At 62.2% G+C, this 22,862-nt stretch carries 22 protein-coding genes; 14 read left to right on the top strand and 8 right to left on the bottom strand.

Going from position 1 to position 22,862, the window contains the following annotated elements:
• Positions 1-60 precede the first annotated feature (60 nt).
• A complete protein-coding gene (locus BLQ09_RS19100) occupies positions 61-2,451 on the bottom strand; it encodes a hybrid sensor histidine kinase/response regulator (RefSeq protein ID WP_092358230.1) in 2,391 nt (796 codons plus the stop codon).
• A gap of 277 nt (positions 2,452-2,728) precedes the next feature.
• Between BLQ09_RS19100 and BLQ09_RS19095 the strand changes: the two genes are divergently transcribed.
• The 4 genes from BLQ09_RS19095 to BLQ09_RS19080 all read left to right on the top strand — a co-directional run bounded on the left by BLQ09_RS19095 (position 2,729) and on the right by BLQ09_RS19080 (position 6,265).
• Positions 2,729-3,526 carry a hydroxymethylpyrimidine/phosphomethylpyrimidine kinase gene (locus BLQ09_RS19095; RefSeq protein WP_027605261.1) on the top strand — a complete coding sequence of 266 codons (798 nt, stop codon included), beginning with the start codon at positions 2,729-2,731 and terminating at the stop codon, positions 3,524-3,526.
• Positions 3,527-3,558: 32 nt separating this feature from the next.
• Complete coding sequence (gene thiE, locus BLQ09_RS19090; protein WP_027605260.1) at positions 3,559-4,182, top strand: thiamine phosphate synthase; 624 nt, start codon at positions 3,559-3,561, stop codon at positions 4,180-4,182.
• An 18-nt stretch (positions 4,183-4,200) separates the two neighbouring features.
• A complete protein-coding gene (gene hemL / locus BLQ09_RS19085) occupies positions 4,201-5,484 on the top strand; it encodes a glutamate-1-semialdehyde 2,1-aminomutase (RefSeq protein WP_027605259.1) in 1,284 nt (427 codons plus the stop codon).
• A gap of 226 nt (positions 5,485-5,710) precedes the next feature.
• Positions 5,711-6,265, top strand: coding sequence for a tetratricopeptide repeat protein (locus BLQ09_RS19080; protein ID WP_065924979.1), 555 nt, complete (start codon positions 5,711-5,713; stop codon positions 6,263-6,265).
• Positions 6,266-6,273: 8 nt separating this feature from the next.
• On the opposite strand, the gene BLQ09_RS19075 is transcribed toward BLQ09_RS19080, so the two are convergent.
• On the bottom strand, positions 6,274-6,600 hold the full coding sequence (locus tag BLQ09_RS19075; protein ID WP_003215457.1) for a DUF1820 family protein: 327 nt from the start codon (positions 6,598-6,600) through the stop codon (positions 6,274-6,276).
• 131 nt (positions 6,601-6,731) lie between these two features.
• On the opposite strand from BLQ09_RS19075, the gene miaB reads away from it, so the two are divergent.
• From miaB to lnt, 5 genes are all read left to right on the top strand, one after another.
• Positions 6,732-8,060 (top strand): tRNA (N6-isopentenyl adenosine(37)-C2)-methylthiotransferase MiaB, encoded by a 1,329-nt coding sequence (miaB, locus tag BLQ09_RS19070; protein WP_027605252.1) that lies wholly within the window; start codon positions 6,732-6,734, stop codon positions 8,058-8,060.
• 133 nt (positions 8,061-8,193) lie between these two features.
• Positions 8,194-9,198 (top strand): PhoH family protein, encoded by a 1,005-nt coding sequence (locus BLQ09_RS19065; protein WP_053138073.1) that lies wholly within the window; start codon positions 8,194-8,196, stop codon positions 9,196-9,198.
• On the top strand, positions 9,191-9,649 hold the full coding sequence (ybeY, locus tag BLQ09_RS19060; RefSeq protein ID WP_027605250.1) for an rRNA maturation RNase YbeY: 459 nt from the start codon (positions 9,191-9,193) through the stop codon (positions 9,647-9,649). Before BLQ09_RS19065 ends, ybeY begins: the two co-directional genes overlap by 8 nt.
• 42 nt (positions 9,650-9,691) lie before the next feature.
• Positions 9,692-10,531 carry an HlyC/CorC family transporter gene (locus tag BLQ09_RS19055; protein ID WP_005791724.1) on the top strand — a complete coding sequence of 280 codons (840 nt, stop codon included), beginning with the start codon at positions 9,692-9,694 and terminating at the stop codon, positions 10,529-10,531.
• A gap of 8 nt (positions 10,532-10,539) precedes the next feature.
• Entirely contained in the window at positions 10,540-12,063 is a 1,524-nt protein-coding gene (gene lnt / locus BLQ09_RS19050) for an apolipoprotein N-acyltransferase (protein WP_092358228.1), read from the top strand.
• Positions 12,064-12,137: 74 nt separating this feature from the next.
• Here lnt and BLQ09_RS19045 read toward each other — a convergent pair whose 3' ends face one another.
• The gene (locus tag BLQ09_RS19045; protein WP_027605248.1) at positions 12,138-12,899 is read right to left on the bottom strand and encodes a YdcF family protein; all 762 of its coding nucleotides are present in this window, start codon (positions 12,897-12,899) and stop codon (positions 12,138-12,140) included.
• Between the two features lie 97 nt (positions 12,900-12,996).
• Positions 12,997-13,314 carry a hypothetical protein gene (locus BLQ09_RS31670; protein WP_027605247.1) on the bottom strand — a complete coding sequence of 106 codons (318 nt, stop codon included), beginning with the start codon at positions 13,312-13,314 and terminating at the stop codon, positions 12,997-12,999.
• Between the two features lie 261 nt (positions 13,315-13,575).
• Here BLQ09_RS31670 and leuS point away from each other — a divergent pair, with 261 nt between their 5' ends.
• From leuS to BLQ09_RS19015, 5 genes are all read left to right on the top strand, one after another.
• Positions 13,576-16,182: a leucine--tRNA ligase gene (leuS, locus tag BLQ09_RS19035; RefSeq protein ID WP_092358226.1), complete on the top strand. Its 2,607-nt coding sequence runs from the start codon at positions 13,576-13,578 to the stop codon at positions 16,180-16,182.
• A gap of 88 nt (positions 16,183-16,270) precedes the next feature.
• Positions 16,271-16,876 (top strand): LPS-assembly lipoprotein LptE, encoded by a 606-nt coding sequence (gene lptE, locus BLQ09_RS19030; RefSeq protein WP_027605245.1) that lies wholly within the window; start codon positions 16,271-16,273, stop codon positions 16,874-16,876.
• Positions 16,877-16,915: 39 nt separating this feature from the next.
• Positions 16,916-17,953: a DNA polymerase III subunit delta gene (gene holA, locus BLQ09_RS19025; RefSeq protein ID WP_027605244.1), complete on the top strand. Its 1,038-nt coding sequence runs from the start codon at positions 16,916-16,918 to the stop codon at positions 17,951-17,953.
• Between the two features lie 206 nt (positions 17,954-18,159).
• Positions 18,160-18,324, top strand: a complete 165-nt coding sequence (gene arfA, locus BLQ09_RS19020; protein WP_003176285.1) for an alternative ribosome rescue factor ArfA — start codon at positions 18,160-18,162, stop codon at positions 18,322-18,324.
• 61 nt (positions 18,325-18,385) lie between these two features.
• Positions 18,386-19,711: a lytic murein transglycosylase gene (locus BLQ09_RS19015; RefSeq protein WP_027605243.1), complete on the top strand. Its 1,326-nt coding sequence runs from the start codon at positions 18,386-18,388 to the stop codon at positions 19,709-19,711.
• 68 nt (positions 19,712-19,779) lie between these two features.
• Here BLQ09_RS19015 and BLQ09_RS19010 read toward each other — a convergent pair whose 3' ends face one another.
• The 4 genes from BLQ09_RS19010 to BLQ09_RS18995 form a co-directional block, all read right to left on the bottom strand.
• Entirely contained in the window at positions 19,780-20,700 is a 921-nt protein-coding gene (locus BLQ09_RS19010; RefSeq protein ID WP_092358224.1) for a S66 peptidase family protein, read from the bottom strand.
• A gap of 155 nt (positions 20,701-20,855) precedes the next feature.
• Entirely contained in the window at positions 20,856-21,857 is a 1,002-nt protein-coding gene (lipA, locus tag BLQ09_RS19005) for a lipoyl synthase (RefSeq protein ID WP_057444888.1), read from the bottom strand.
• A gap of 26 nt (positions 21,858-21,883) precedes the next feature.
• Positions 21,884-22,531, bottom strand: coding sequence for a lipoyl(octanoyl) transferase LipB (gene lipB / locus BLQ09_RS19000; RefSeq protein ID WP_027605241.1), 648 nt, complete (start codon positions 22,529-22,531; stop codon positions 21,884-21,886).
• Positions 22,531-22,806: a DUF493 domain-containing protein gene (locus BLQ09_RS18995; protein WP_027605240.1), complete on the bottom strand. Its 276-nt coding sequence runs from the start codon at positions 22,804-22,806 to the stop codon at positions 22,531-22,533. Before BLQ09_RS18995 ends, lipB begins: the two co-directional genes overlap by 1 nt.
• Between the last annotated feature and the right edge of the window lie 56 nt (positions 22,807-22,862).

The following is a 22,862-nucleotide window of genomic DNA, read 5'->3' as shown; positions in this document are numbered from 1 at the left end:
TACCCATAAAGGCGCAGATCGATTGAGGCCGGTTTTTTCAGTTAAGCACCGTCATCCAGGTTAAAAAAGTGGCATACCCGCCGAATGCCCGGCGCTTTCGCCCTCGAGCGCGCTCAACAGGTGGCGCTCCAGTACCGCCTGCAGCGCCTCGAAGCGCACCGGCTTAGCCAGGCGATCGGTGATGCCGATGCCATGGCTGCGCTCGCGCTCGGACGTGTGCAGCGACGTACTCAAGGCGATCACCGGCAATTCACCGCAGCCCGGCAGTGCACGGATCTGACAACACAACGAGAAGCCGCCTTCGGGCACATCCAGCAAGACCGCGTCGAAGCTTTGCCCCTGCAAGGCCGCCAACGCCGCCGGGCCACTGTCCACGGTTTTCACCCGGTAACCCAGCTTGAGCAACATGCCGCGCACCGCCAACTGGCCGACGCTGTTGTCATCCACCAGCAATACCGCGCAATCCTGGGGCGCGCGTTGCCGGCCGGGCACCGGTTTTACCTCGATCGGCACCGGGCTGACGTTCACGTCCAGCTGGAAGCGGCTGCCCTTGTGCGGCTCGGAATGATGGGTAAGGCGCCCGCCCAACAGCTCGATCAATTGCCGGCAGATGGCCAGGCCGATGCCCAGGCCGCCGTATTCGCGGGTCATGGAGCCATCGAGTTGGAAAAAGCGCTGGTACAAGGTCGCCTCGTCAAGGAAGGCGAAGCCAATACCGGTGTCGGTCACAATGAAGCTCAGGCGCACGTCGCCATCACTGTGAGGCACACCCACCACCCGCAGGCGCACGGAGCCTTCGCGGGTGAACTTGAACGCATTGTCCAACAGGCAATCCAGGCACTGGAGCAGTTTGTCGGCGTCGCCCACCACACGGTCCGGCAGCTCATCGGCCACATCGATGGAAAATGCCAGGCCTTTGCCTTGGGCGCTGGTGTTGAATTGCTGGCGCAAGGTGTCGAGCACGCCGCGCAGGCTGAACACCCGAGGCTGGGCACTCAGGCGCCCGGCCTGCAATTCGGTGAGGGTGAGGATGCCGTTGACCATGCGCATCATGTCCCGTGCCGAACCGGCGGCCGTTTGCTGGTACTGCGCCAGGTCGTCGTCCAGCGGCACCGTTTGCATCAGCTCAAGGGAGCCGATCACACCGTTCATGGGCGTGCGCAGTTCGTGGGTCAGCGTCGCGAGGAATTCATCCTTGAGACGGTTGCTTCGGGCCAGTTGCTGGTTGAGCACTTCGAGCTTCTGGCTGGCATCGAACAGGATCTGTGCCTGCTGCTCACGCATGGCATTGATACGGTCGGCGAGGGCCAGGGATAACAGCGCCACTTCAATTGCCGAGCCGATCTGGCTGGCGTACATGGTGAGGAACACATTGGGCAAGTAGCCCAGCACCATCAGCGTGTTCACCACGCCACCCAGCAGGAACGCCGACCAGGCGATGATGAAATACCGCGCCACCCGCTGGCCGCAGTACCAGGCCTTGATGGCGGCGACGAAGATGGTCACGGTGAATACCAGCGCCAGGCCGGTCGCCAGGCGCAAGGCCAGGGCATAGCTGGTCAGCAGCGCCAGCGCCATCACTGCGCCGCCGCACACCGCCAGTGCCAGCAAGAGCCGGTTGAGCCAGCGGCTGTGCTGCGCGGTATGCAGGAAGCTGCGGGCGAACAGGCTGCCGAACAGCGCCGCCGAACCGATCAGCAACGGCACCGCCGCATTCGCCCACCACGGGTTGTTCGGCCAGAAGTACTGCACCGCCACGCCATTGACCGACAGTTGGTACAGGCCAAACGAGGCGATGTAGAGGATGTAGTACAGGTAGCTGGTGTCGCGCACGCTCAGGTAGATGAACAGGTTGTAGACCAGCATCCCCAGCAATACGCCATAGATCACCCCCAGCACCGACAGGCGCAGCGGTTGTTGCTCCAGGTAAGCGGTGCCGGCCCAGAGCGTCAACGGCGCCTGGATCGAGCCCTCGCTTTGCAGGCGCAGGTAGAGCGTTTGCTGCTGGTCGGGCACGAAATTGAGCTTGAACAGGTAGTTGCTCTGGCTGACCTCACGGCTGGAAAAAGGCAGCGCACTGCCGGTACGGCCGGCCAGCCGATAGTTGCCGGTGCCATCGTTCTGGTACAGGTCCAGATGATTCAGCGGCGGGTAAGCCAACTCCAGGAACCAGGTGCGGGGGGCACGGGGGTCCCTGGCCACGTAATGCAGGTCGACCTTGAGCCAGAACACCGAGCGCGAATAGCCGGCGTTGAGGGTGGCTTTGTCATGGTGCTTGAATTGAGCAGCGTAGGCGGGAGAACTTACTTCGGCGATGGTGAGGGCATCGGTGGGGTCTTCGAGCACTTGCATGGCTCGGCCCAGCGGCAGGCTTCGGGTGTCCTGGTTGAACTCGATGGCGCTGGCGAGCATCGGTAGCCCGCACAACAATAAGATCAGCAAATAGCGCATGCGAGCCCCAGCGTGGCCTGTCCGGTTATGTCAAAAGCCCCCCATTCCTTTTGAGAAGACGTACACCGGCGGTACAGTTAAGTTGTTTGAATCCACTTTAGCATAGCCGCCAAAGGCCATTGGACACCATTGAAATAATTTTTTGAAAGGCTCTAGAACAAGGCTTTCAGAGCGTTTTCACAGCCGAGCACACGCCAAAAAAGCGGCGTTCGCGCGACAACATTCAACCATCGCCCGAAGGCCCCGCCAAAAGCGTTTGGTGGTAAGCTCGCGCACCATGAATATCTACAGCTCTCGCCCCGTTGTCCTCTGTCTCTCCGGCCATGATCCCAGTGGTGGCGCCGGCTTGCAGGCAGATATCGAAGCCCTCCTCGCCCAAGGCTGCCATGCGGCCCCGGCCGTCACTGCCCTGACCGTGCAGAACACCGTCAATGTCAGCGATTTCCGCGTACTGGACCGTGAGTGGGTAATGGCCCAGGCCAATGCCGTCCTCGGTGACTCCGACGTGGCGGCGGTCAAGCTGGGCATGCTCGGCTCCACCGCGATGGTCGACACCGTGGTCGAACTGCTGCAGGCACACCCGCACCTGCCGGTGGTGTGCGACCCGGTGCTGCGCGCCGGCGGCGGTGGCAGCCTGGGCAAGGACGAAGTCGGCTACGCCATGCGCGAGCGGCTGCTGCCGTTGTCGCTGATCGCCACGCCGAACCTGCCTGAAGCCCGCATCCTCGCCGAACTGCCCGAGGGCACCGCCGACGAATGCGCCGCGAAGCTGTTGCCGTTCATCAAGCACCTGTTGATCACCGGCGGCCATGGCGATGAGCACGAAGTGCACAACCGTCTCTACAGCCGTGATGGCACGCGCCAGACCTTTACCTGCCAGCGCCTGCCCGGCAGCTATCACGGTTCGGGCTGCACCCTGGCCAGCGCCCTGGCCGGACGGATCGCCCAAGGCGAAGGGCTGGTGAGTGCGGTGCAGTCGGCACTTAACTACACTTGGCGCACCCTGCGTGATGCCGAACAACTCGGCCAGGGCCAGTTCGTACCGCGCCGGCTGCCGCTGGATTTCTGCTCGTAACTATCTGCTCTTAACAGCAAGAGGCCTGCCCGATGAAACTACGTGGCCTTTACGCCATTACCGACAGCCAACTGTTGGCCGGCAAGTTCCTCGCCTACGTCGAAGCGGCATTGGACGGTGGCGTGACCCTGCTGCAGTACCGCGACAAAAGCAGCGACGAAGCCCGGCGCCTGCGCGAAGCGGAAAAACTGCGGGAGCTGTGCTCGCGCTACAAGACCCAGCTTATTATCAATGATGACTTCGACCTGGCCGCCCGCCTGGGCGTCGGCGTGCATCTGGGCCAGACCGACGGCCCACTGACGCCGGCCCGTGCGCTGCTCGGCTCCAAGGCGATCATCGGCGCCACCTGCCACGGCCAGATCGAACTGGCCGAACAGGCGGCGAAGGAAGGCGCCAGTTATGTCGCCTTCGGCCGCTTCTTCAATTCCAACACCAAGCCGGGTGCTCCGGCCGCCACCGTTGAAATGCTCGCCGAGGCCCGCAAGCGCCTGCATGTGCCGATCTGCGTGATCGGCGGCATCACCCTGGAAAACGCCGGACCGTTGGTGGCCCAGGGTGCCGACCTGCTGGCCGTGGTCCACGGCCTGTTCGGTGCCGACAGTACCCAGGAAGTCACGCGCCGCGCCCGCGCCTTCAACGCATTAATCAAATCCTGAATTCAGAGAGCCCTCACCATGTCTCGTTCCGAAACCCTGTTTGCCGATGCCCAGAAACACATCCCCGGCGGTGTGAACTCCCCCGTGCGTGCGTTCAAAAGCGTGGGCGGCACGCCGTTGTTCTTCAAGCATGCCGAAGGCGCCTACGTCACCGACGAAGATGACAAGCGCTACGTGGATTACGTCGGCTCCTGGGGCCCGATGATCCTCGGCCACAGCCACCCCGACGTGCTGGACGCCGTGCGCAGGCAACTGGAGCACGGCCTGTCCTACGGCGCGCCGACCGCCATGGAAACCGAGATGGCCGATCTGGTCTGCAGCATCGTGCCGTCGATGGAGATGGTGCGCATGGTCAGCTCCGGCACCGAAGCCACCATGAGTGCGATTCGCCTGGCCCGTGGTTTCACCGGCCGCGACAGCATCATCAAGTTCGAAGGCTGCTACCACGGCCATTCCGACAGCCTGCTGGTCAAAGCCGGTTCCGGCGCGCTGACCCAAGGCGTACCCAGCTCGGCCGGCGTACCGGCAGCGTTCGCCAAACACACCCTGACCCTGCCGTTCAACGACATCGGTGCCGTCGAGCAGATGCTCAGCGAAGTCGGCCAGGACGTGGCGTGCATCATCGTCGAGCCGGTGGCCGGCAACATGAACTGCGTGCCGCCCGCCCCGGGCTTTCTGGAAGGCCTGCGCGAACAGTGCGACAAGCACGGCGTGGTGCTGATTTTCGACGAAGTGATGACCGGCTTCCGCGTTGCCCTCGGCGGCGCCCAGGCGCACTACGGCGTCACGCCGGACCTGAGCACGTTCGGCAAGATCATCGGTGGCGGCATGCCCGTGGGCTGCTTCGGCGGCAAGCGCGAGATCATGCAGCACATCGCGCCGCTGGGCCCGGTGTACCAGGCCGGCACACTCTCGGGTAACCCGCTGGCCATGGCGGCCGGCCTGACCACCCTGCGCCTGATCAGCCGCCCGGGCTTCCACGCCGAGCTGACCGACTACACCACCCGCCTGCTGGACGGCCTGCAACAGCGCGCCGATGCCGCCGGTATCCCGTTCGTGACCACGCAAGCGGGCGGCATGTTTGGCCTGTACTTCAGCGGCGCCGATGACATCGTCACCTTTGATGATGTGATGGGCAGCGATGCCGACCTGTTCAAGCGCTTCTTCCACCTGATGCTGGAGGGCGGCGTGTACCTGGCGCCGAGCGCCTTCGAAGCCGGCTTCACCTCGATCGCCCATGGCGACGCCGAGCTGAAACTGACTCTGGATGCCGCCGAGCGCGCCTTCGCCGCACTGAAATAAGCCGGAGCAAAAACCTGACGTCGCTGTGGGCGGCGTCAGATTTGCTACTTTGCCTACAGGGATTTCCTTATTTTTCCGAGAATTTACCTGCAATCCGGCAGATAACTTGCCTAAGCAGCAGAAAAACGAGTAAAGACTTTGTAAGCAGAGGCCTGCTTATTTCATAATGCGCGCTTATTGGATCCCCCGAGGATCCGCGCGCCCCGTCAGAGGTAAGTCGATTCCCATGAAACGCACCGGCCGCACCCTGGTACTGGGCTGCCTGTTGCTCCTTCAGCCGCTGCTGGCACATGCCCAGGCAGGCGGCAACTCGTTGTTAATCCCAGCGATGGGTCGTTGCACCCTCAATACCCAGCCGGACAGCCAGGCCGAAGCCCTGAGCGCGTGTCAGAAACAGGCCGACGGCGGGGATGCGCAGGCGCAATACGAGTTGGGCGAGTACTACCACGACAGCAAGAACCCGGCCCGTGACCTCAACAAAGCCTTGAGCTACTTCGAGAAAGCCTCGCTGCAGGGCCACGCCCAGGCACAATTCCAGTTGGGCACCATGTTCTTCAAAGGCGAAGGCGTGCCGGCCAATAACGTCCAGGCCTATATCGTGCTGAAAATGGCCGCGGTCAACGGCGCCGAAGACGCGCTGGACACCGCCGACGAAGTCGCCGAGCACATGCAACGCGATGAATTGGAAGTGGCCACCCAGGTCCTGGGGCAGATTTTCCGCAACTACCTGCTGGAGCTGCAGAGTGCCGATGGGCGCTCGCCCTTCTCACCCCTGCCCTGACACCCAGCCTATTTCTCAGGCATCGGCATCGGAAACGGCATGACATTGCTCATGCCCCGGGCTTCGCTGATTTTCGGCGTGCCCAGGCGCTCGACTTCGTCGATGCGCACGATCGAATGCATCGGCACAAAACTGCGCACCACGCCTTCGAACTGAGCCTTGAGTTTTTCCTCGCCCGGGTCGACGACCAGCTGTGTGCGCTCGCCAAAGACGAACTCTTCCACTTCCAGGAAACCCCACAGATCACTTTGATAGATCTGCTTGGCGTACATTTCGAACACCTGGCCCTGGTTGAGGAAAATCACCTTATAGATTGGAGCTTCACGTTTGGTCATGGTGGGTGAGGAACACATGGGGGATATAAAAGAGGGCGCGAACTATAGCATGGCACCCGATGCACAGTGCTAGGAACCGATGGGCATGACCCCTATAATGCGCGGTTCTTTACCACCAGTTGACGATTCCCATGGCCAAGAAGCTTTATATCGAAACCCACGGTTGCCAGATGAACGAGTACGACAGCTCGCGCATGGTCGACCTGCTGGGTGAACACCAGGCCCTGGAAGTCACCGCCCGCGCCGAAGATGCCGACGTGATCCTGCTCAATACCTGCTCGATCCGCGAGCGGGCCCAGGACCGTGTGTACTCGCAGCTGGGCCGCTGGCGCGAATTGAAACTGGCCAACCCGGACATGGTGATCGCCGTCGGCGGTTGCGTGGCCAGCCAGGAAGGCGCCGCGATCCGCGACCGTGCGCCGTATGTCGACGTGGTCTTCGGCCCACAGACCCTGCACCGCCTGCCGGAAATGATCGACGCCGCGCGCATCACCAAGCTGCCCCAGGTCGACGTCTCGTTCCCGGAAATCGAGAAATTCGACCACTTGCCCGAACCGCGCATCGATGGGCCGAGCGCCTACGTGTCGGTGATGGAAGGCTGCAGCAAGTACTGCACCTTCTGTGTGGTGCCCTACACCCGTGGTGAAGAAGTCAGCCGGCCGTTTGACGACGTGCTCGCAGAAATCATCCACCTGGCCGAAAACGGCGTGCGCGAAGTGACCCTGCTGGGCCAGAACGTCAACGGCTATCGCGGCCTGACCCACGACGGGCGCCTGGCTGACCTGGCGGAGTTGATCCGCGTGGTCGCTGCGGTGGATGGCATCGAACGCATTCGCTACACCACCTCGCACCCGCTGGAGTTCTCCGACAGCCTGATCCAGGCCCATGCCGATGTGCCGGAACTGGTCAAGCACCTGCACTTGCCGGTGCAATCGGGCTCGGACCGCATCCTCTCGGCGATGAAACGCAACCACACCGCCCTGGAGTACAAATCCAAACTGCGCAAATTGCGTGCAGCCGTGCCGGGCATCTGCATCAGTTCGGACTTTATCGTCGGCTTCCCCGGCGAAACCGAGAAAGACTTCCAGCAGACCATGAAGCTGATCGAAGACGTCGGTTTCGACTTCTCCTACTCGTTCGTCTACAGCCAGCGCCCCGGCACCCCGGCGGCGGACCTGTTGGATGAAACCCCGGAAGCGCTGAAAAAAGAGCGCTTGAACGCGCTGCAACATCGCCTCAACCAGCAGGGTTTCGAGATCAGCCGACAAATGGTCGGTTCGATCCAGCGCATCCTGGTCACCGACTACTCGAAAAAAGACCCTGGTGAATTGCAGGGCCGTACCGAGAACAACCGGATCGTCAACTTCCGTTGCGATAATCCGACATTGATCGGTCAGTTTGCCGACGTGCATATCGATGCGGCGCAACCGCACTCGCTGCGCGGCTCGCTGGTGCAATAAAGGTGAGAGGGGGACAAGCCCCCTCCCACATTGGAACCGTGCAACATTCCAATGACGTAAGTGCTTTCGTACCCGCGTCACTGGCGTTATCCTCTCTTTCACCTAAACAGCCAAAGGGCGGCTAAAAGCAACCTTGAACGCACCCATAGCAGAACCCCATCGTTTTCTCCTCGAGCCCTTTGAGGCTCGCCGTTTCGCCAACCTGTGCGGACAGTTCGACGAGCACCTGCGCCTGATCGAGCAACGCCTGAGCATCGAGATCCGCAATCGCGGCAATCAGTTCGAGCTTATTGGTGAACCCCAACACACCACGTCTGCAGAAAACCTGCTGCGCCGCCTCTACCGTGAAACCAAGGGTAGCGAGCTGTCGCCGGAAACGGTGCACCTGTACCTGCAGGAATCCGCCGTGGAAGACCTGGCCAACAACCCGGTGGCCGAAGCCAGCGTGGCCCTGCGCACCAAAAAAGGCATGATTCGCCCGCGCGGCTTGAATCAGCAGCGCTACGTCAAGGAAATCCTCGGCAACGACATCAACTTCGGCATCGGCCCCGCCGGTACCGGCAAGACCTACCTGGCCGTGGCCTGTGCGGTCGACGCCCTGGAGCGCGAACAAGTACGCCGCATCCTGCTGGTGCGCCCAGCGGTGGAGGCCGGTGAAAAACTCGGCTTCCTGCCCGGCGACCTGGCCCAGAAGATCGACCCGTACCTGCGCCCGCTCTACGACGCTCTTTACGAGATGCTCGGCTTTGAATACGTGGCCAAGCTGATCGAGCGCCAGGTGATCGAGATCGCCCCGCTGGCCTACATGCGCGGCCGCACCTTGAACAACAGCTTCATCATCCTCGACGAAAGCCAGAACACCACCGTCGAGCAGATGAAGATGTTCCTCACCCGGATCGGTTTCGGCTCCACCGCCGTGATCACCGGTGACGTCACCCAGGTCGACCTGCCCAAGGGCACCAAGTCCGGCCTGGCCCAGGTGATCGAGGTGCTCAAGGACGTGCCGGGTATCAGCTTCACGCACTTCATGCCCAAGGACGTGGTCCGCCATCCGCTGGTGCAGCGCATTGTCGAAGCCTACGAGCGCTTCGACCACCGCGATGACGCACCAGCCAAGGACGTTCGCCGCGATGCTTGAGCTTGACCTGCAGCTGGCCACCGAAGCGCCCGCCCCCAGCGAAGAACAGTTCCGTCAATGGTGCGCCCTGGCCCTGCGCCAGCGCAGCGCCGACTCGGAACTGACCATCCGCCTGGTGGACGAGCCCGAGGGCCGCGAGCTGAACCACACCTGGCGCCAGAAGGACTACGCGACCAACGTGCTGTCGTTTCCCGCCGACGTACCCGATGAGTTGCTGGATATCCCCCTGCTGGGCGACCTGGTGATCTGCGTCGAGGTGGTCGAGCGTGAAGCGAAGGAACAAGGTAAGGAACTTGAGGCTCACTGGGCCCATCTAGTCATCCACGGCTGCTTGCATCTCTTGGGTTACGACCATATAGACGATGAAGAAGCCGAGGAAATGGAAGCACTGGAACGAACGTTGCTTGCAGAATTGGGTCACCCGGATCCATATGCAGACGACGAAAACTGATCAACACTCAACTGTCACATCAAAGGATTTAGAGTAATCGCTATGAGCGAAGACCGATCGAGCAACGGGCAAAAGTCATGGCTGGGTAAACTGACCCAGGCTTTTGCCCACGAGCCGAAAAACCGCCAGGAGCTGCTGGAGCTGCTGCGCGAGGCCCACCAGAACAAGTTGCTGGACAGCGAAGCGCTGGCCATCGTCGAAGGCGCCATCCAGGTGGCTGACCTGCAGGTTCGGGACATCATGGTCCCGCGCTCGCAGATGATCAGCATCAAGGCGACCCAGACCCCACGGGAATTCCTCCCGGCCGTGATCGACTCGGCGCACTCGCGCTACCCGGTGATCGGCGAAAGCCATGACGACGTCATGGGTGTCCTGCTGGCCAAGGACCTGCTGCCGCTGATCCTCAAGGAGAACGGTGACAGCTTCAACATCAAGGACCTGCTGCGTCCGGCCACCTTCGTGCCTGAATCCAAGCGCCTGAATGTGCTGCTGCGCGAATTTCGCGCCAACCACAATCACATGGCCATTGTGATCGACGAATACGGCGGCGTGGCGGGCCTGGTGACCATCGAAGACGTGCTGGAACAGATCGTCGGCGACATCGAAGACGAACACGACGTCGAAGAAGACAGCTATATCAAGCCGCTGCCCAGCGGTGACTTCCTGGTCAAGGCGCTGACGCCGATCGAGAACTTCAACGAGTTCTTCGACAGCGAATTCTCCGACGACGAGTTCGACACCGTCGGTGGCTTGGTGATGAGTGCGTTCGGGCACCTGCCCAAGCGTAACGAAACCACCGAGATCGGCGCCTATCGCTTCCGCATCCTGAATGCCGACAGCCGCCGCATCCACTTGATCCGCCTGACACCTATTGCCCGCTAAGGATTGATATGCGCCGTCTGACCCGCCCCGGCTGGCCCGGTAATCTGCTGGCCGTGGTGGCCGGCGCCATCACCACCCTGGCGCTGGCGCCGTTCGACCTGTGGCCATTTGCACTGGTTGCGGTCGGATTGTTCTATATCGGGCTGCGGGAGCTGACGCCGCGCCAGGCCCTGGGCCGTGGCTGGTGCTTCGGGTTCGGCCTGTTTGGCGCCGGCACCAGCTGGATCTACTACAGCATCCACCACTTCGGCGGCGCTTCGGTGCTGCTGGCGGGGTTCCTGATGCTGCTGTTCACCGCCGCCATTGCCTGGTTCTTCGCCCTGCCCGCCTGGCTGTGGGCGCGCTGGTTGCGCCGCAATGAAGCGCCGTTGGCGGATGCGCTCACGTTTGCCGCGTTGTGGGTCGGCCAGGAAGCCTTTCGCGGCTGGTTCCTCACCGGATTCCCATGGTTGTATTCCGGTTACAGCCAGCTCGACGGCCCGCTAACCGGCCTGGCGCCAGTGGGCGGGATGTGGCTGATTTCCTTTGCCCTGGCGCTGACGGCCGCCCTGCTGTGCAACCTGCCGCGCCTGCTGGCCGGCAAACGCAATGGGTTTATCGGCGCCGGCCTGGTGTTGCTGGTAGCGCCCTGGGCCATCGGCCTGGCGCTCAAGCATCATGCCTGGACCACGCCGTCCGGCGCGCCGCTGAGCGTTGCCGCGATTCAGGGTAACGTCGAACAAAGCATGAAGTGGGACCCCGAGCAGCTCAATGCGCAGCTCGCGCTGTACCGCGACATGAGCTTCAGCTCCAAGCCGGTCGACCTGCTAGTGTGGCCGGAAACGGCGGTGCCGGTGCTCAAGGAGTCCGTCGAGGGCTACCTGGGAATGATGGGCAAGTTTGCGGCCGACCGGCACACCGCGTTGATCACTGGCGTGCCGATACGCCAGGAAGTGCATCACCAGAAGCGCTACTTCAACGGCATCACCGTGGTGGGTGAAGGTGACGGCACCTACCTCAAGCAGAAACTGGTGCCGTTTGGCGAGTACGTGCCGCTGCAGGACATGCTGCGCGGCCTGATTGCCTTCTTCGACCTGCCCATGTCGGACTTCGCCCGGGGCCCTGCCGACCAGCCGATGCTGCAAGCCAAGGGCTATCAGATTGCGCCGTTCATTTGCTACGAAGTGGTATACCCGGAGTTCGCCGCCGGCCTTTCAGCCCAGAGCGACCTGCTGCTGACCATCAGCAATGACACCTGGTTCGGCCGCTCCATCGGCCCCTTGCAGCACCTGCAAATGGCGCAGATGCGTGCGCTGGAGGCTGGCCGCTGGATGATCCGCGCCACCAATAATGGCGTGACCGGGTTGATCAACCCGTTTGGGCAGATCACCGTGCAGATCCCGCAGTTCGAACGCGGCATTCTCTACGGCGAAGTGGTGCCGATGCACAACCTGACGCCGTACCTGCAATGGCGCTCGTGGCCGCTGATCATCGTGTGCCTGGCGCTGTTTGGTTGGGCGTTGCTGGCAGGCCGGATGGCCAAAACCGTTTAACAGCCAACGCGAAACAAAATGTGGGAGGGGGCTGGCCCCCTCCCACACTTTGATCTGCATTTTAATCAGCAGGGTTATCGATAGAACAACCGGTAGCCTAGCTGCCCCACCGCTTCATTGATCAACTGCCCGCTCTGCCACACCGACTTGAACTCCGGCATCCAGCCGCCCAGCGGCCGGGCGTTGTCCACGCCGAGGAACCCCACCGGCGCCGGCACCACGGTGAAGCCGGCCTTTTCAAAACTCCACACCGACCGCGGCATGTGCCAGGCCTGGGTCACCACCACCACACGCTTGATGCCCTCGGGCAATAGAATCCCGGCACTCATCTGCGCGTTTTCCCAGGTGGTGCGGCTGCGTTCTTCCTTCCAGCGCACAGCAACGCCGAAGTCATCCTGCATCGACACCGCCATCAACTGCGCCTCGCTGGGCGGCGTGCCGTAATGCAGGCCACCGGTGGTCAGCACCGGCAGCCCGGAGGCCTTGGCCAGTCGCGCGGCATACCGCTGGCGCTCCAGGCCGATACCGGTCGGCTGATCAGAACCCCAGGCGGGGTCGCCGCGCTCGCGTCCCGAGCCCAGCACCACAATGGCATCGGCGCGCTGGGCCAGGGTCGACCAGTCTTCACGGGCCAACGGTGGTTCGGTCTCCAGGGCACGTGCGCCCCACTCCACCGCCACCGGCAGGCTGATCAACCACATGCCGCCAAACCCGAGGGCAAAGCAGCAGCCGGCCAAACGGGGGCGGCTGCGACGAAACCACCAGGCAAGGGCCAGCAGCAGCAAGAGAATGCCGGGTGGCAGGAGCAGTTGTTTGATGAAATAACGAATAGGCATCGGGCATCTCCATAGATGCCCGAAGCCTAAGGTGTAACGGGGTTTAGCGACAATCTTTACAGTGACATGGCACGATGATGTGTTCCTGGGGAGTGAACTACTTGAAGCGGGCGGACCGGAGCCTTTCCGGGCCACGACCGGCCGACAAGTCCTTGAGCCACACCACCTTGGCTGAGTGCGTAGGTTCTCTGGCTGGCGGGGTTGCCACCCAAGGAGGCGCACTGCGCCTATTACGTTCCAGGTAAGCTTTGATCAGTTCCAGCTCCGCACGGCTCAAGCCGCGCAGTTCCAACTCGACGGGCCGTTCATCACGCAATCGGCCCGCGGTCCTCGCTGCATCCAATGCACGACCCAATCGGTCGATCAGTCCTTCGTAGATTTCCGGTTTCGTTGCGATTCGCTGCGATTCAACCATCCCCTCACCTCATTGAAGAAAGAACTGCTCCCCAATAAACAGCGTAGTCCCCGTGTGTGCGCCTGCCCGGCGCCGCGACAGACGGCCCTTGCCGCGCAATCAGGGTTTCCCTCGATAGAGTGGGGTCATGTATGCTACGGCGCTTCCTGTAACTCCACTTCCCGCAGGGTTTGGGCACGGACGCGCCGCTTTTTGGTGTCGAACAACCTGAACGTTGCACCGAAGAGGATTAGGCCACCCCTATTCAGTTCAAAAGTAGCCATGCACGAACAATATCAGCCCCGTGAAATAGAAAATGCCGCCCAAACCTTCTGGGACGAGCAAAAGTCCTTTGAAGTCAGTGAACAGCCAGGCAAGGAGACGTTCTACTGCCTGTCGATGTTCCCTTACCCCAGCGGCAAGCTACACATGGGGCATGTGCGTAACTACACCATCGGCGACGTCATCTCCCGCTACCAGCGCATGCAAGGCAAGAACGTCCTGCAACCCATGGGTTGGGACGCCTTCGGCATGCCGGCGGAAAACGCCGCGATGAAAAACAACGTGGCCCCCGCCAAGTGGACCTACGAAAACATCGCCTACATGAAGACCCAGCTGCGCAGCCTGGGCCTGGCGGTGGACTGGTCCCGCGAAGTCACCACCTGCAAGCCGGATTACTACCGTTGGGAACAATGGCTGTTCACCCGCCTGTTCGAAAAAGGGGTGATCTACAAAAAAAGCGGCACCGTGAACTGGGACCCTGTCGACCAGACCGTCCTCGCCAACGAACAGGTGATCGACGGTCGCGGCTGGCGCTCCGGCGCGCTGATCGAAAAGCGCGAAATCCCGATGTACTACTTCAAGATCACCGCCTACGCGGATGAACTGTTGTCGAGCCTCGACGATTTGCCGGGCTGGCCTGAACAGGTCAAGACCATGCAGCGCAACTGGATCGGCAAGTCCAAGGGCATGGAAGTGCAGTTCCCCTACAACGTCGACTCCATCGGCGAAGCGGGCGCACTCAAAGTCTTCACCACCCGTCCGGACACCCTGATGGGCGCGACCTACGTCGCCGTGGCCGCCGAGCACCCGCTGGCCACCCAGGCCGCACAGAACAATCCTGAGCTGCAGGCGTTCATCGCCGAATGCAAAGGCGGCAGCGTGGCCGAAGCCGACGTCGCCACCCAGGAGAAAAAAGGCCTGCCGACCGGCCTGTTCGTCGAGCACCCGCTGACCGGCGAGAAGTTGCCGGTATGGGTCGCCAACTACGTGCTGATGCACTACGGCGATGGCGCAGTAATGGCTGTGCCGGCCCACGACGAGCGCGATTTTGAATTTGCGGTCAAATACAACCTGCCGATCAAGTCCGTGGTCCGGACCAGTTCGGGCGACACCAACCCGGCCCCATGGCAGGACGCTTACAACGAGCACGGCACGCTGATCAACTCCGGTGAGTTCGACGGCCTGGACTTCGCCGGCGCCTTCGACGCCATCGAAGTGGCACTGATCAAGAAGAACCTCGGCGCCTCGCGCACCCAGTTCCGCCTGCGCGACTGGGGCATCAGCCGCCAGCGCTACTGGGGCTGCCCGATCCCGATCATCCACTGCCAGACCTGCGGTGACGTACCGGTGCCGGAAGACCAGTTGCCGGTCGTCCTGCCGGAAGACGTGGTGCCGGACGGCGCCGGTTCGCCATTGGCGCGCATGCCCGAGTTCTACGAATGCAGCTGCCCGAAATGCGGCGCGCCGGCCAGGCGTGAAACCGACACCATGGACACCTTCGTCGAGTCCTCGTGGTACTACGCCCGCTACGCCTCGCCGCACTATGAAGGCGGCCTGGTGGAAAAATCCGCAGCCGACCACTGGTTGCCGGTGGATCAATACATCGGCGGTATCGAACACGCCATCCTTCACCTGCTGTACGCGCGCTTCTTCCACAAGCTGATGCGCGACGAAGGCCTGGTGAGTTCCAACGAACCGTTCAAGAACCTGCTGACCCAGGGCATGGTGATCGCCGAGACCTACTATCGTCGCGAAGCCAATGGCGCCTACACCTGGTTCAACCCGGCGGACGTCGAGCTCGAGCGCGACAGCAAGGCCAAGGTCATCAGCGCCAGACTGATCGCCGACGGCCTGCCGGTGGAAATCGGCGGCACCGAGAAGATGGCCAAGTCGAAGAACAACGGCGTCGACCCTCAGTCGATGATCGACCAGTTCGGCGCCGACACCTGCCGCCTGTTCATGATGTTCGCCTCGCCGCCTGACATGAGCGCCGAATGGTCCGATTCCGGCGTCGAAGGTTCGCACCGTTTCCTCAAGCGCGTCTGGCGCCTGGCGCACGCCCATGTCAGCCAGGGCCTGCCGGCCAAGCTGGACGTAGCGTCCTTGAGCGACGAGCAGAAACTCATTCGCCGCAGTACCCACCTGGCCATCAAGCAGGCCAGTCAGGACGTGGGCCAGAACCACAAGTTCAACACCGCCATCGCCCAGGTGATGACGCTGATGAACGTGCTGGAAAAAGCCCCGCAAGCCACCGCACAGGATCGCGCACTGGTACAGGAAGGCCTGGAAACGGTCACCCTGCTGCTGGCGCCGATCACACCGCACATCAGCCACGAACTGTGGAGCCGCCTGGGCCATAGCGACGCGGTCATCGATGCGCGCTGGCCGGTACAGGATGACAGCGCCCTGGTACAGGACACGCTGCAACTGGTGATCCAGGTCAACGGTAAACTGCGCGGCCAGATCGACATGCCGGCCAGTGCCAGCCGTGAAGAAGTCGAAGCGGCCGCACGGGTCAACGAGAACGTGCTGCGCTTTACCGAAGGCCTGACGATCCGCAAAGTGATCGTGGTGCCTGGCAAACTGGTCAATATCGTCGCTAGCTAATCGGATCGGGCGTGGGGCTCAAGCCCTGCGCCGAACAAAGCCTTCAGGGCCTCGATAAGGCCCACATGGTTTCAAGGGGAGCAACAAAATGATCAAACGCAATCTGCTGGTTATGGGCCTTGCCGTACTGCTGAGCGCTTGCGGCTTCCAGCTGCGCGGCACCGGCACCAATGACCTGACGATCAAGGAACTGGACGTCAGCGCTCGCGACGCCTACAGCGAGACAGTGACCCAGCTGCGCCAGGTCCTGGAAAACAGCGGCGTGCACGTCTACACCGGCGCGACCTACAAACTGTTCCTGGCTAACGAGAAAGAAACCCAGCGCAACCTGAGCTACGCCAGCGCCGGACGTGCGTCCGATATCGAACTGAGCACCGTGCTCAGCTTTGAAATCCAGGGCCGCGATCACCTGCCGTTGATGAATGACAACATCCAGGTGCAGAAGATTGTCAGCCACGATGGTAACAACCTGGTGGGTTCGGACTCCGAAATCATCCAGGTGCGCAAGGAGATGCGTCGCGAGCTGGTGCAACGCATGGTCCTGCGCCTGTCGCTGCTGACTCCGCAACAACTCGAAACCTTGCAGCAACGTGCTGATGACAAGGCCAAGGCCGATGCCGACGCGCTGAAAGCCGCGAAAGAGTACGAAGACAACACGCCGAAACAATCGCCTGTTGAAGTCCCTGTCGAGTAAGCCAGACGGGGCGCCCCAGGCGCCCCGTTCACCCTGCCTATGAAACTCGCCCCCGCCCAACTCGCCAAACACCTGCAAGGTGGCCTCGCGCCTGTCTACATCGTCAGCGGTGATGACCCGCTGTTGTGCCAGGAAGCCGCCGACGCCATCCGTAGCGCCGCACGCCAGCAGGGCTTCGATGAACGCCAGGTATTCAGCGCCGACGCCAGTTTCGACTGGGGCACGCTGCTGCAAGCCGGCGCAAGCATGTCGCTGTTCGCCGAAAAACGCCTGCTGGAGCTGCGCCTGCCTTCGGGCAAGCCCGGTGATAAAGGCGCGGCTGCACTGATGGAATACTGCTCGCGGCCCGCCGAAGACACGGTGTTGCTGATCAGCTTGCCCAAGCTCGACGGCAGCGCGCAGAAGACCAAGTGGGGCAAGGCCCTGGTGGAAGGGGCGCAGACCCAGTTCATCCAGATCTGGCCAGTGGACAGCAATCAGTTGCCGCAATGGATTCGCCAGCGCCTGTCCCAGGCGGGGCTGTCCGCGACCCAGGATGCAGTGGAGCTGATCGCCGCGCGGGTCGAAGGCAACTTGCTTGCCGCCGCCCAGGAGATCGAAAAGCTCAAGCTGATGGCCGAAGACGGGCAGATTACCGTCGAGACCGTCCAGGGCGCCGTGGCAGACAGTGCACGTTTTGACGTGTTCGGGCTGGTGGATGCGATCCTCAACGGCGAGCCCGCCCATGCCCTGCGCATGCTCGAAGGCCTGCGTGGCGAAGGGGTGGAGCCACCGGTGATTCTCTGGGCCCTGGCCCGGGAGCTACGGGTATTGGCCAATATTGCCCTGCAATACAGCCAGGGCACGCCGCTGGACAAGTGCTTCAGCCAGGCGCGACCACCGGTGTGGGACAAGCGCAAACCCCTGATGAGCAAAGCCCTGCAACGGCACTCGGCGCAACGCTGGGCGCAGCTGTTGCTGGAAGCGCAGCGCATTGATGCACAGATCAAGGGCCAGGCGGCGGGTTCGCCGTGGATGAGCCTGAGCCGTTTATCGCTGTTGATGGCCGGTCAGCGCCTGGCACTTCCCGCCGAATAACCCCTCTCTTAAAAACACTGCAAAACCAATGTGGGAGGGGGCCCCCGATAGCGGCGTGTCAGCCACTGCATTGTTGACTGAGCCACAGCTATCGGGAGCAAGCCCCCTCCCACATTTTTGACTGCGTTTACAATTCATGGGCTTTACAGCGGCCTGACTTCGGCAGATTATTTGCGCCGCATCTCCCCCCATCAAGAGCATCGACCATGAGCAAAAAGCCATCCAAGCATGGCCCCAACAAGGCCAAATCCATCATCGCCCAGCCACTGTTCCGCAGCCGTCAGGAACGCGCCGGCAAGGGCAAAGGCAGCTACCGCCGCGAAGCCTTCCAGTCTAATAGCTGGGAGGCTTCTTACTTTCTGGCTGCCTGAAGGCAAGCGCCCCTCTGGCATGATAAGGTCTGTGCCTGATTTGTAATTCCTGGACCTGTGCATGCCCTCTTGTCTTTCCCGTCGTTGGCACCTTCGCCAATTGATCGCTGCCTCCAGCCTCATTCTGCTTGTCGCCTGCGCGGAAAAACCCACCGCCGCCGATGCCCAACCCTTGCCGAAGCTCCAGACCGCACCCGTGGTGGCCCCTGCCGTCGTGGCCCCGCTGGCCGTGGACAATCTCGACATCCAACCGACCCAGACCTTTGCTGAATGGCAGGCCGGTTTTCGCGCGCAAGCCCTGCAAGCCGGCATCACGGCCGACGTTTTCGACACCGCATTCGCCAATGTCACCCCCGATATGGCGGTGATCCGCGCCGACCGCAGCCAGCCGGAGTTTTCCCGCCCTGTGTGGGAATACCTCGACGGCGCCCTGTCGCCCGTGCGCGTACGCAATGGTCAGGCGCTGCTGATCAAGTACGCTGACATCCTGCAAAGCATCGAGCAGCGTTATGGCGTCGACCGCCAGGCGCTGGTCTCGGTATGGGGCATGGAGAGTAACTTCGGCCAGTTCCAGGGCAATAATTCGGTGATCCGCTCCCTGGCGACCCTGGCCTATGAAGGCCGCCGCCCGGCCTTTGCCCAGGCGCAATTACTGGCGGCATTGCAGATCATCCAGCACGGCGACATCGCCGCCGACCAGATGAAGGGCTCCTGGGCCGGGGCCATGGGCCAGACCCAGTTCATTCCGACCACTTACAACACCCACGCGGTGGACTTCGATGGCGACGGTCGCCGCGACATCTGGAACAGCCCGGCCGACGCCCTCGCATCGACCGCGCACTACCTGCAAAGCTCCGGCTGGCAGAAAGGCCAGCCGTGGGGCTTTGAAGTCAAGCAATTGCCGGCGAACTTCGACTATGCCCTGGCTGACGGCGGCGTGCGCAAGAGCATTGCCGAGTGGATGAAACTGGGCATTCAACTGCCACCGGGCGCGAGCATGCCGCCGAATGTCGACCAACTGTCCGCCGCCCTGCTGCTGCCGGCAGGCTACCGTGGCCCGGCGTTCCTGGTGCTGGATAACTTCCGCGCGATCCTCAAGTACAACAACTCGTCGTCCTACGCACTGGCGGTGGGCCTGTTGTCGGAGCGCTTTGGCGGCGGCGGTGTGATCCGTGGTGACTGGCCCAAGGATGAGCTGCCGCTGAGTCGCTCCCAGCGCATTGATCTGCAGACGGCGTTGAGCGCCAACGGTTATGACGCGGGCAACCCGGATGGGATTATCGGCGCCAATACGCGCAAGGCGATTCGGGCCGCACAGCAGGCGCTGGGCTGGCCGGCGGATGGGTATCCGACGGTGAAGTTGCTGGAGTCGCTGCAAAACCGATAGATCCGCCTATGGCGACTGCCGCAATCGGGGGCAAGCCCCCGATTGCGGTTTAGCAAACGCCAGCAGATTCAGGACCTGAAGACCACTTCCTGCTCCAACACTACCCGCTGCTCCCCCGCATCCAGCCGTACCAAGGCGCCCATGGGCAGCGTCAGGTTCGGATCGCAATGCCCGCTGCGCCAGCCGGCCAGCACCGGTATGCGCAATGGCTCGAACGTCTGCGTCAGCAAGCGCTCCAGCGCCACGTTATCCACACCCGCCACATCCCCGACCAGTACACCCGCGACCTGGGCCAACTTGCCTGCCAGACGCAGATGGGTCAACAGGCGGTCGATGCGGTAGATCGGTTCGTTGACGTCTTCGATAAACAGGATGATGCCTTCAGCGTCGATTTCGTATGGCGTGCCCATGACCGCCGCAATCATCGACAGATTCCCCCCCAGCAAGCGCCCACAGGCAATGCCAGGCTCGATCGTGGTCAGCGGGTAGGCCACCGGGTGCGCCAGCACGCTACCGGCGCCCAACTGGCCGCGCAGAAGGCTGAACAATGACGCCTCGGTAGGGGGGTGCTTGCCGCCGAGCAGGTCGGCATTGAGCATCGGGCCGTGAAAGGTCACGAAACCGGCGTAACGGTTGATTGCCAGGTGCAGGGCGGTGATGTCGCTGTAGCCGACGAACGGCTTGGGATTGGCACGCAGCAGGTCGAAATCCAGCGCGTCGAGCAGCCGTGGCGTGCCGTAACCACCGCGCAGACAGAAGATAGCGTCGATATGCGGATCGGCAAAAGCCGCGTGCAGGTCACGCAGGCGCACGGCATCGCTGCCGGCGAGGTAGCCGTCGCGCTCATAGACACCGGGGAAAATTCGCAGATCGTAGCCGCGCGTGCGCATCCATTGGCCGGCCTTTTCAACGTCCAGCACGGCGGGGCCGGCGGGGGCGATCAGGGCGATGGTGCCTTCAGAGCGAAGGGCTGGAACGGCGGCGGTCATCTGAGAATCTCCCTATCTAACGCTGAAACCAATGTGGGAGGAGGCTTGCCCCCGATAGCGGTGGATCAGCCAGCACATGTAGCGACTGACATACCGCAATCGGGGGCAAGCCCCCTCCCACATAAGCCCACTCCCACACCGGCTCTGAACCCCGATCAGGAAACCAGGCTAGCCTTGACCAGCTTGGCCTGTTCGTCGGCGTGGTACGAAGAGCGTACCAGCGGGCCCGAGGCGACGTTCTTGAAGCCCATCTTGTAGCCTTCCTCGGCGAACCAGGCGAAGGTGTCCGGGTGCACGAAACGCTGCACCGGCAAGTGGCTGCGCGACGGTTGCAGGTATTGGCCCAGGGTCAGCATGTCGATGTCGTGTTCGCGCATGCGCTTCATGACTTCGATCACTTCTTCATCGGTCTCGCCCAGGCCGAGCATCAAGCCGGATTTGGTCGGGATGTGCGGCATCATCTGCTTGAATTTCTGCAGCAGGGTCAGCGACCACTGGTAGTCCGAACCTGGACGCGCAGCCTTGTACAGGCGAGGCACGGTTTCCAGGTTGTGGTTGAACACATCCGGCGGCTCGGCAGCGGTGATTTCCAGCGCGACGTCCATGCGGCCACGGTAGTCAGGCACCAGGGTCTCGAGCATCACGTTCGGCGACAGCTTGCGGATTTCGCGGATGCAGTCGGCAAAGTGCTGGGCACCGCCGTCGCGCAGGTCATCACGGTCAACCGAGGTGATCACAACGTATTTGAGTTTCAGGTCGGCAATGGCGATGGCCAGGCTTTCCGGTTCGTTGACGTCCAGTGGCTTCGGCCGGCCATGGCCGACGTCGCAGAACGGGCAACGACGGGTGCAGATGTCACCCATGATCATGAAGGTGGCGGTGCCGCCGGAGAAGCATTCGCCCAGGTTCGGGCAGGACGCCTCTTCGCACACGCTGTGCAGCTTGTGCTTGCGCAGCAGGGCCTTGATACGGTCGACTTCCGGCGAAACCGGGATGCGCACGCGGATCCAGTCGGGCTTCTTCGGCAACTCGGTGGTCGGGATGATCTTGACCGGGATGCGTGCAACCTTCTCGGCGCCGCGCAGCTTGACGCCGGCTTCCACCTTGGCACGCGGGGCCGGGGCCGGACGCTCGGTGATGTCCAGCGTCGGGATCATGGTTTGCACTGCATCAGTAGTCATAATCAGTCGATTCCGCCCGTGAGGGTCGTCTGCTCAGCATAGTCGAGGTGTTTGACGAGCTGCGCACGCAGCCGGGCACTTACCTCGGCAAATTTAATCGGTGTGGCGTGGTCGCTCAGTTGGGTCATCGCCAGCCCGGCATAACCGCACGGGTTGATGCGCCGGAACGGTGCCAGGTCCATGTCCACGTTCAGGGCCAGGCCATGAAAGGAACAACCGTGGCGAATGCGCAAACCGAGGGAGGCGATTTTCGCGCCGTCCACATACACACCGGGTGCATCGGGCTTGGCCGCGGCGCTCACGCCATAACTGGCCAACAGCTCGATCAGGCAAGCCTCCATACGGCTCACCAGGTCGCGCACGCCAAAACCCAGCTTGCGCACGTCCAGCAGCAGGTACGCCACCAGTTGACCGGGCCCATGGTAAGTCACTTGGCCACCTCGGTCGACCTGCACCACCGGAATATCCCCCGGCAGCAGCAGATGTTCGGCCTTGCCGGCCTGGCCCTGGGTGAACACCGGTGGATGTTCCACCAACCAGATTTCGTCGGGCGCCGAAGTACCGCGTTCATTCGTGAACCGCTGCATGGCGTGCCAGACGGGCTCGTAGTCCATCCGGCCGAGCTCGCGAAAGCCCAGGACCTGTGACATCACAGCACCATGTGCACGAAGCCGGTGGCCCGCAGTTCGCTATTGATGTCGTAGAGCTGGTCTTGACCGGTCGCAACGATGTGCAACTGGATCGTGGTGTACTTACCGTTGGTGCTCGAACGCTCGTCCACCCGGTTGTCATTGATCGTCGCGTGTTTACGCACGATATCCAGGATTCTGTCTTTATTGCCTACACCGGTATCGCTGATCACCTTGACGGGATAATCCGTCACCGGGAATTCGATCTTTGGCGCCTTTACTTCTTTATCGGTCATGGCAGAACGGCCTCGTAAGCGGTAAGCCGTGGCGACGGCAAAGCCCCGCGTCGGAT

The organism is Pseudomonas sp. NFACC25, from assembly GCF_900100935.1.
Lineage (GTDB): Bacteria > Pseudomonadota > Gammaproteobacteria > Pseudomonadales > Pseudomonadaceae > Aquipseudomonas > Aquipseudomonas marginalis.
Note: the sequence above shows the minus strand (reverse complement) of the source record. Positions and strands in the feature narration are given on the sequence as shown.

Excerpts from the sequence above, each read along its gene's own strand:
- miaB (WP_027605252.1), top strand. The coding sequence starts at position 6,732 with ATGGCCAAGAAGCTTTATATCGAAACCCACGGTTGCCAGATGAACGAG.
- BLQ09_RS19055 (WP_005791724.1), top strand. The coding sequence starts at position 9,692 with ATGAGCGAAGACCGATCGAGCAACGGGCAAAAGTCATGGCTGGGTAAA.
- BLQ09_RS19045 (WP_027605248.1), bottom strand. The coding sequence starts at position 12,899 with ATGCCTATTCGTTATTTCATCAAACAACTGCTCCTGCCACCCGGCATT.
- BLQ09_RS19015 (WP_027605243.1), top strand. The coding sequence starts at position 18,386 with ATGCCCTCTTGTCTTTCCCGTCGTTGGCACCTTCGCCAATTGATCGCT.
- BLQ09_RS19095 (WP_027605261.1), top strand. The coding sequence starts at position 2,729 with ATGAATATCTACAGCTCTCGCCCCGTTGTCCTCTGTCTCTCCGGCCAT.
- thiE (WP_027605260.1), top strand. The coding sequence starts at position 3,559 with ATGAAACTACGTGGCCTTTACGCCATTACCGACAGCCAACTGTTGGCC.
- hemL (WP_027605259.1), top strand. The coding sequence starts at position 4,201 with ATGTCTCGTTCCGAAACCCTGTTTGCCGATGCCCAGAAACACATCCCC.
- ybeY (WP_027605250.1), top strand. The coding sequence starts at position 9,191 with ATGCTTGAGCTTGACCTGCAGCTGGCCACCGAAGCGCCCGCCCCCAGC.
- BLQ09_RS19080 (WP_065924979.1), top strand. The coding sequence starts at position 5,711 with ATGAAACGCACCGGCCGCACCCTGGTACTGGGCTGCCTGTTGCTCCTT.
- BLQ09_RS18995 (WP_027605240.1), bottom strand. The coding sequence starts at position 22,806 with ATGACCGATAAAGAAGTAAAGGCGCCAAAGATCGAATTCCCGGTGACG.
- BLQ09_RS19010 (WP_092358224.1), bottom strand. The coding sequence starts at position 20,700 with ATGACCGCCGCCGTTCCAGCCCTTCGCTCTGAAGGCACCATCGCCCTG.
- lipA (WP_057444888.1), bottom strand. The coding sequence starts at position 21,857 with ATGATCCCGACGCTGGACATCACCGAGCGTCCGGCCCCGGCCCCGCGT.
- holA (WP_027605244.1), top strand. The coding sequence starts at position 16,916 with ATGAAACTCGCCCCCGCCCAACTCGCCAAACACCTGCAAGGTGGCCTC.
- lipB (WP_027605241.1), bottom strand. The coding sequence starts at position 22,531 with ATGTCACAGGTCCTGGGCTTTCGCGAGCTCGGCCGGATGGACTACGAG.
- BLQ09_RS31670 (WP_027605247.1), bottom strand. The coding sequence starts at position 13,314 with ATGGTTGAATCGCAGCGAATCGCAACGAAACCGGAAATCTACGAAGGA.
- lnt (WP_092358228.1), top strand. The coding sequence starts at position 10,540 with ATGCGCCGTCTGACCCGCCCCGGCTGGCCCGGTAATCTGCTGGCCGTG.
- BLQ09_RS19075 (WP_003215457.1), bottom strand. The coding sequence starts at position 6,600 with ATGACCAAACGTGAAGCTCCAATCTATAAGGTGATTTTCCTCAACCAG.
- leuS (WP_092358226.1), top strand. The coding sequence starts at position 13,576 with ATGCACGAACAATATCAGCCCCGTGAAATAGAAAATGCCGCCCAAACC.
- lptE (WP_027605245.1), top strand. The coding sequence starts at position 16,271 with ATGATCAAACGCAATCTGCTGGTTATGGGCCTTGCCGTACTGCTGAGC.
- BLQ09_RS19100 (WP_092358230.1), bottom strand. The coding sequence starts at position 2,451 with ATGCGCTATTTGCTGATCTTATTGTTGTGCGGGCTACCGATGCTCGCC.
- arfA (WP_003176285.1), top strand. The coding sequence starts at position 18,160 with ATGAGCAAAAAGCCATCCAAGCATGGCCCCAACAAGGCCAAATCCATC.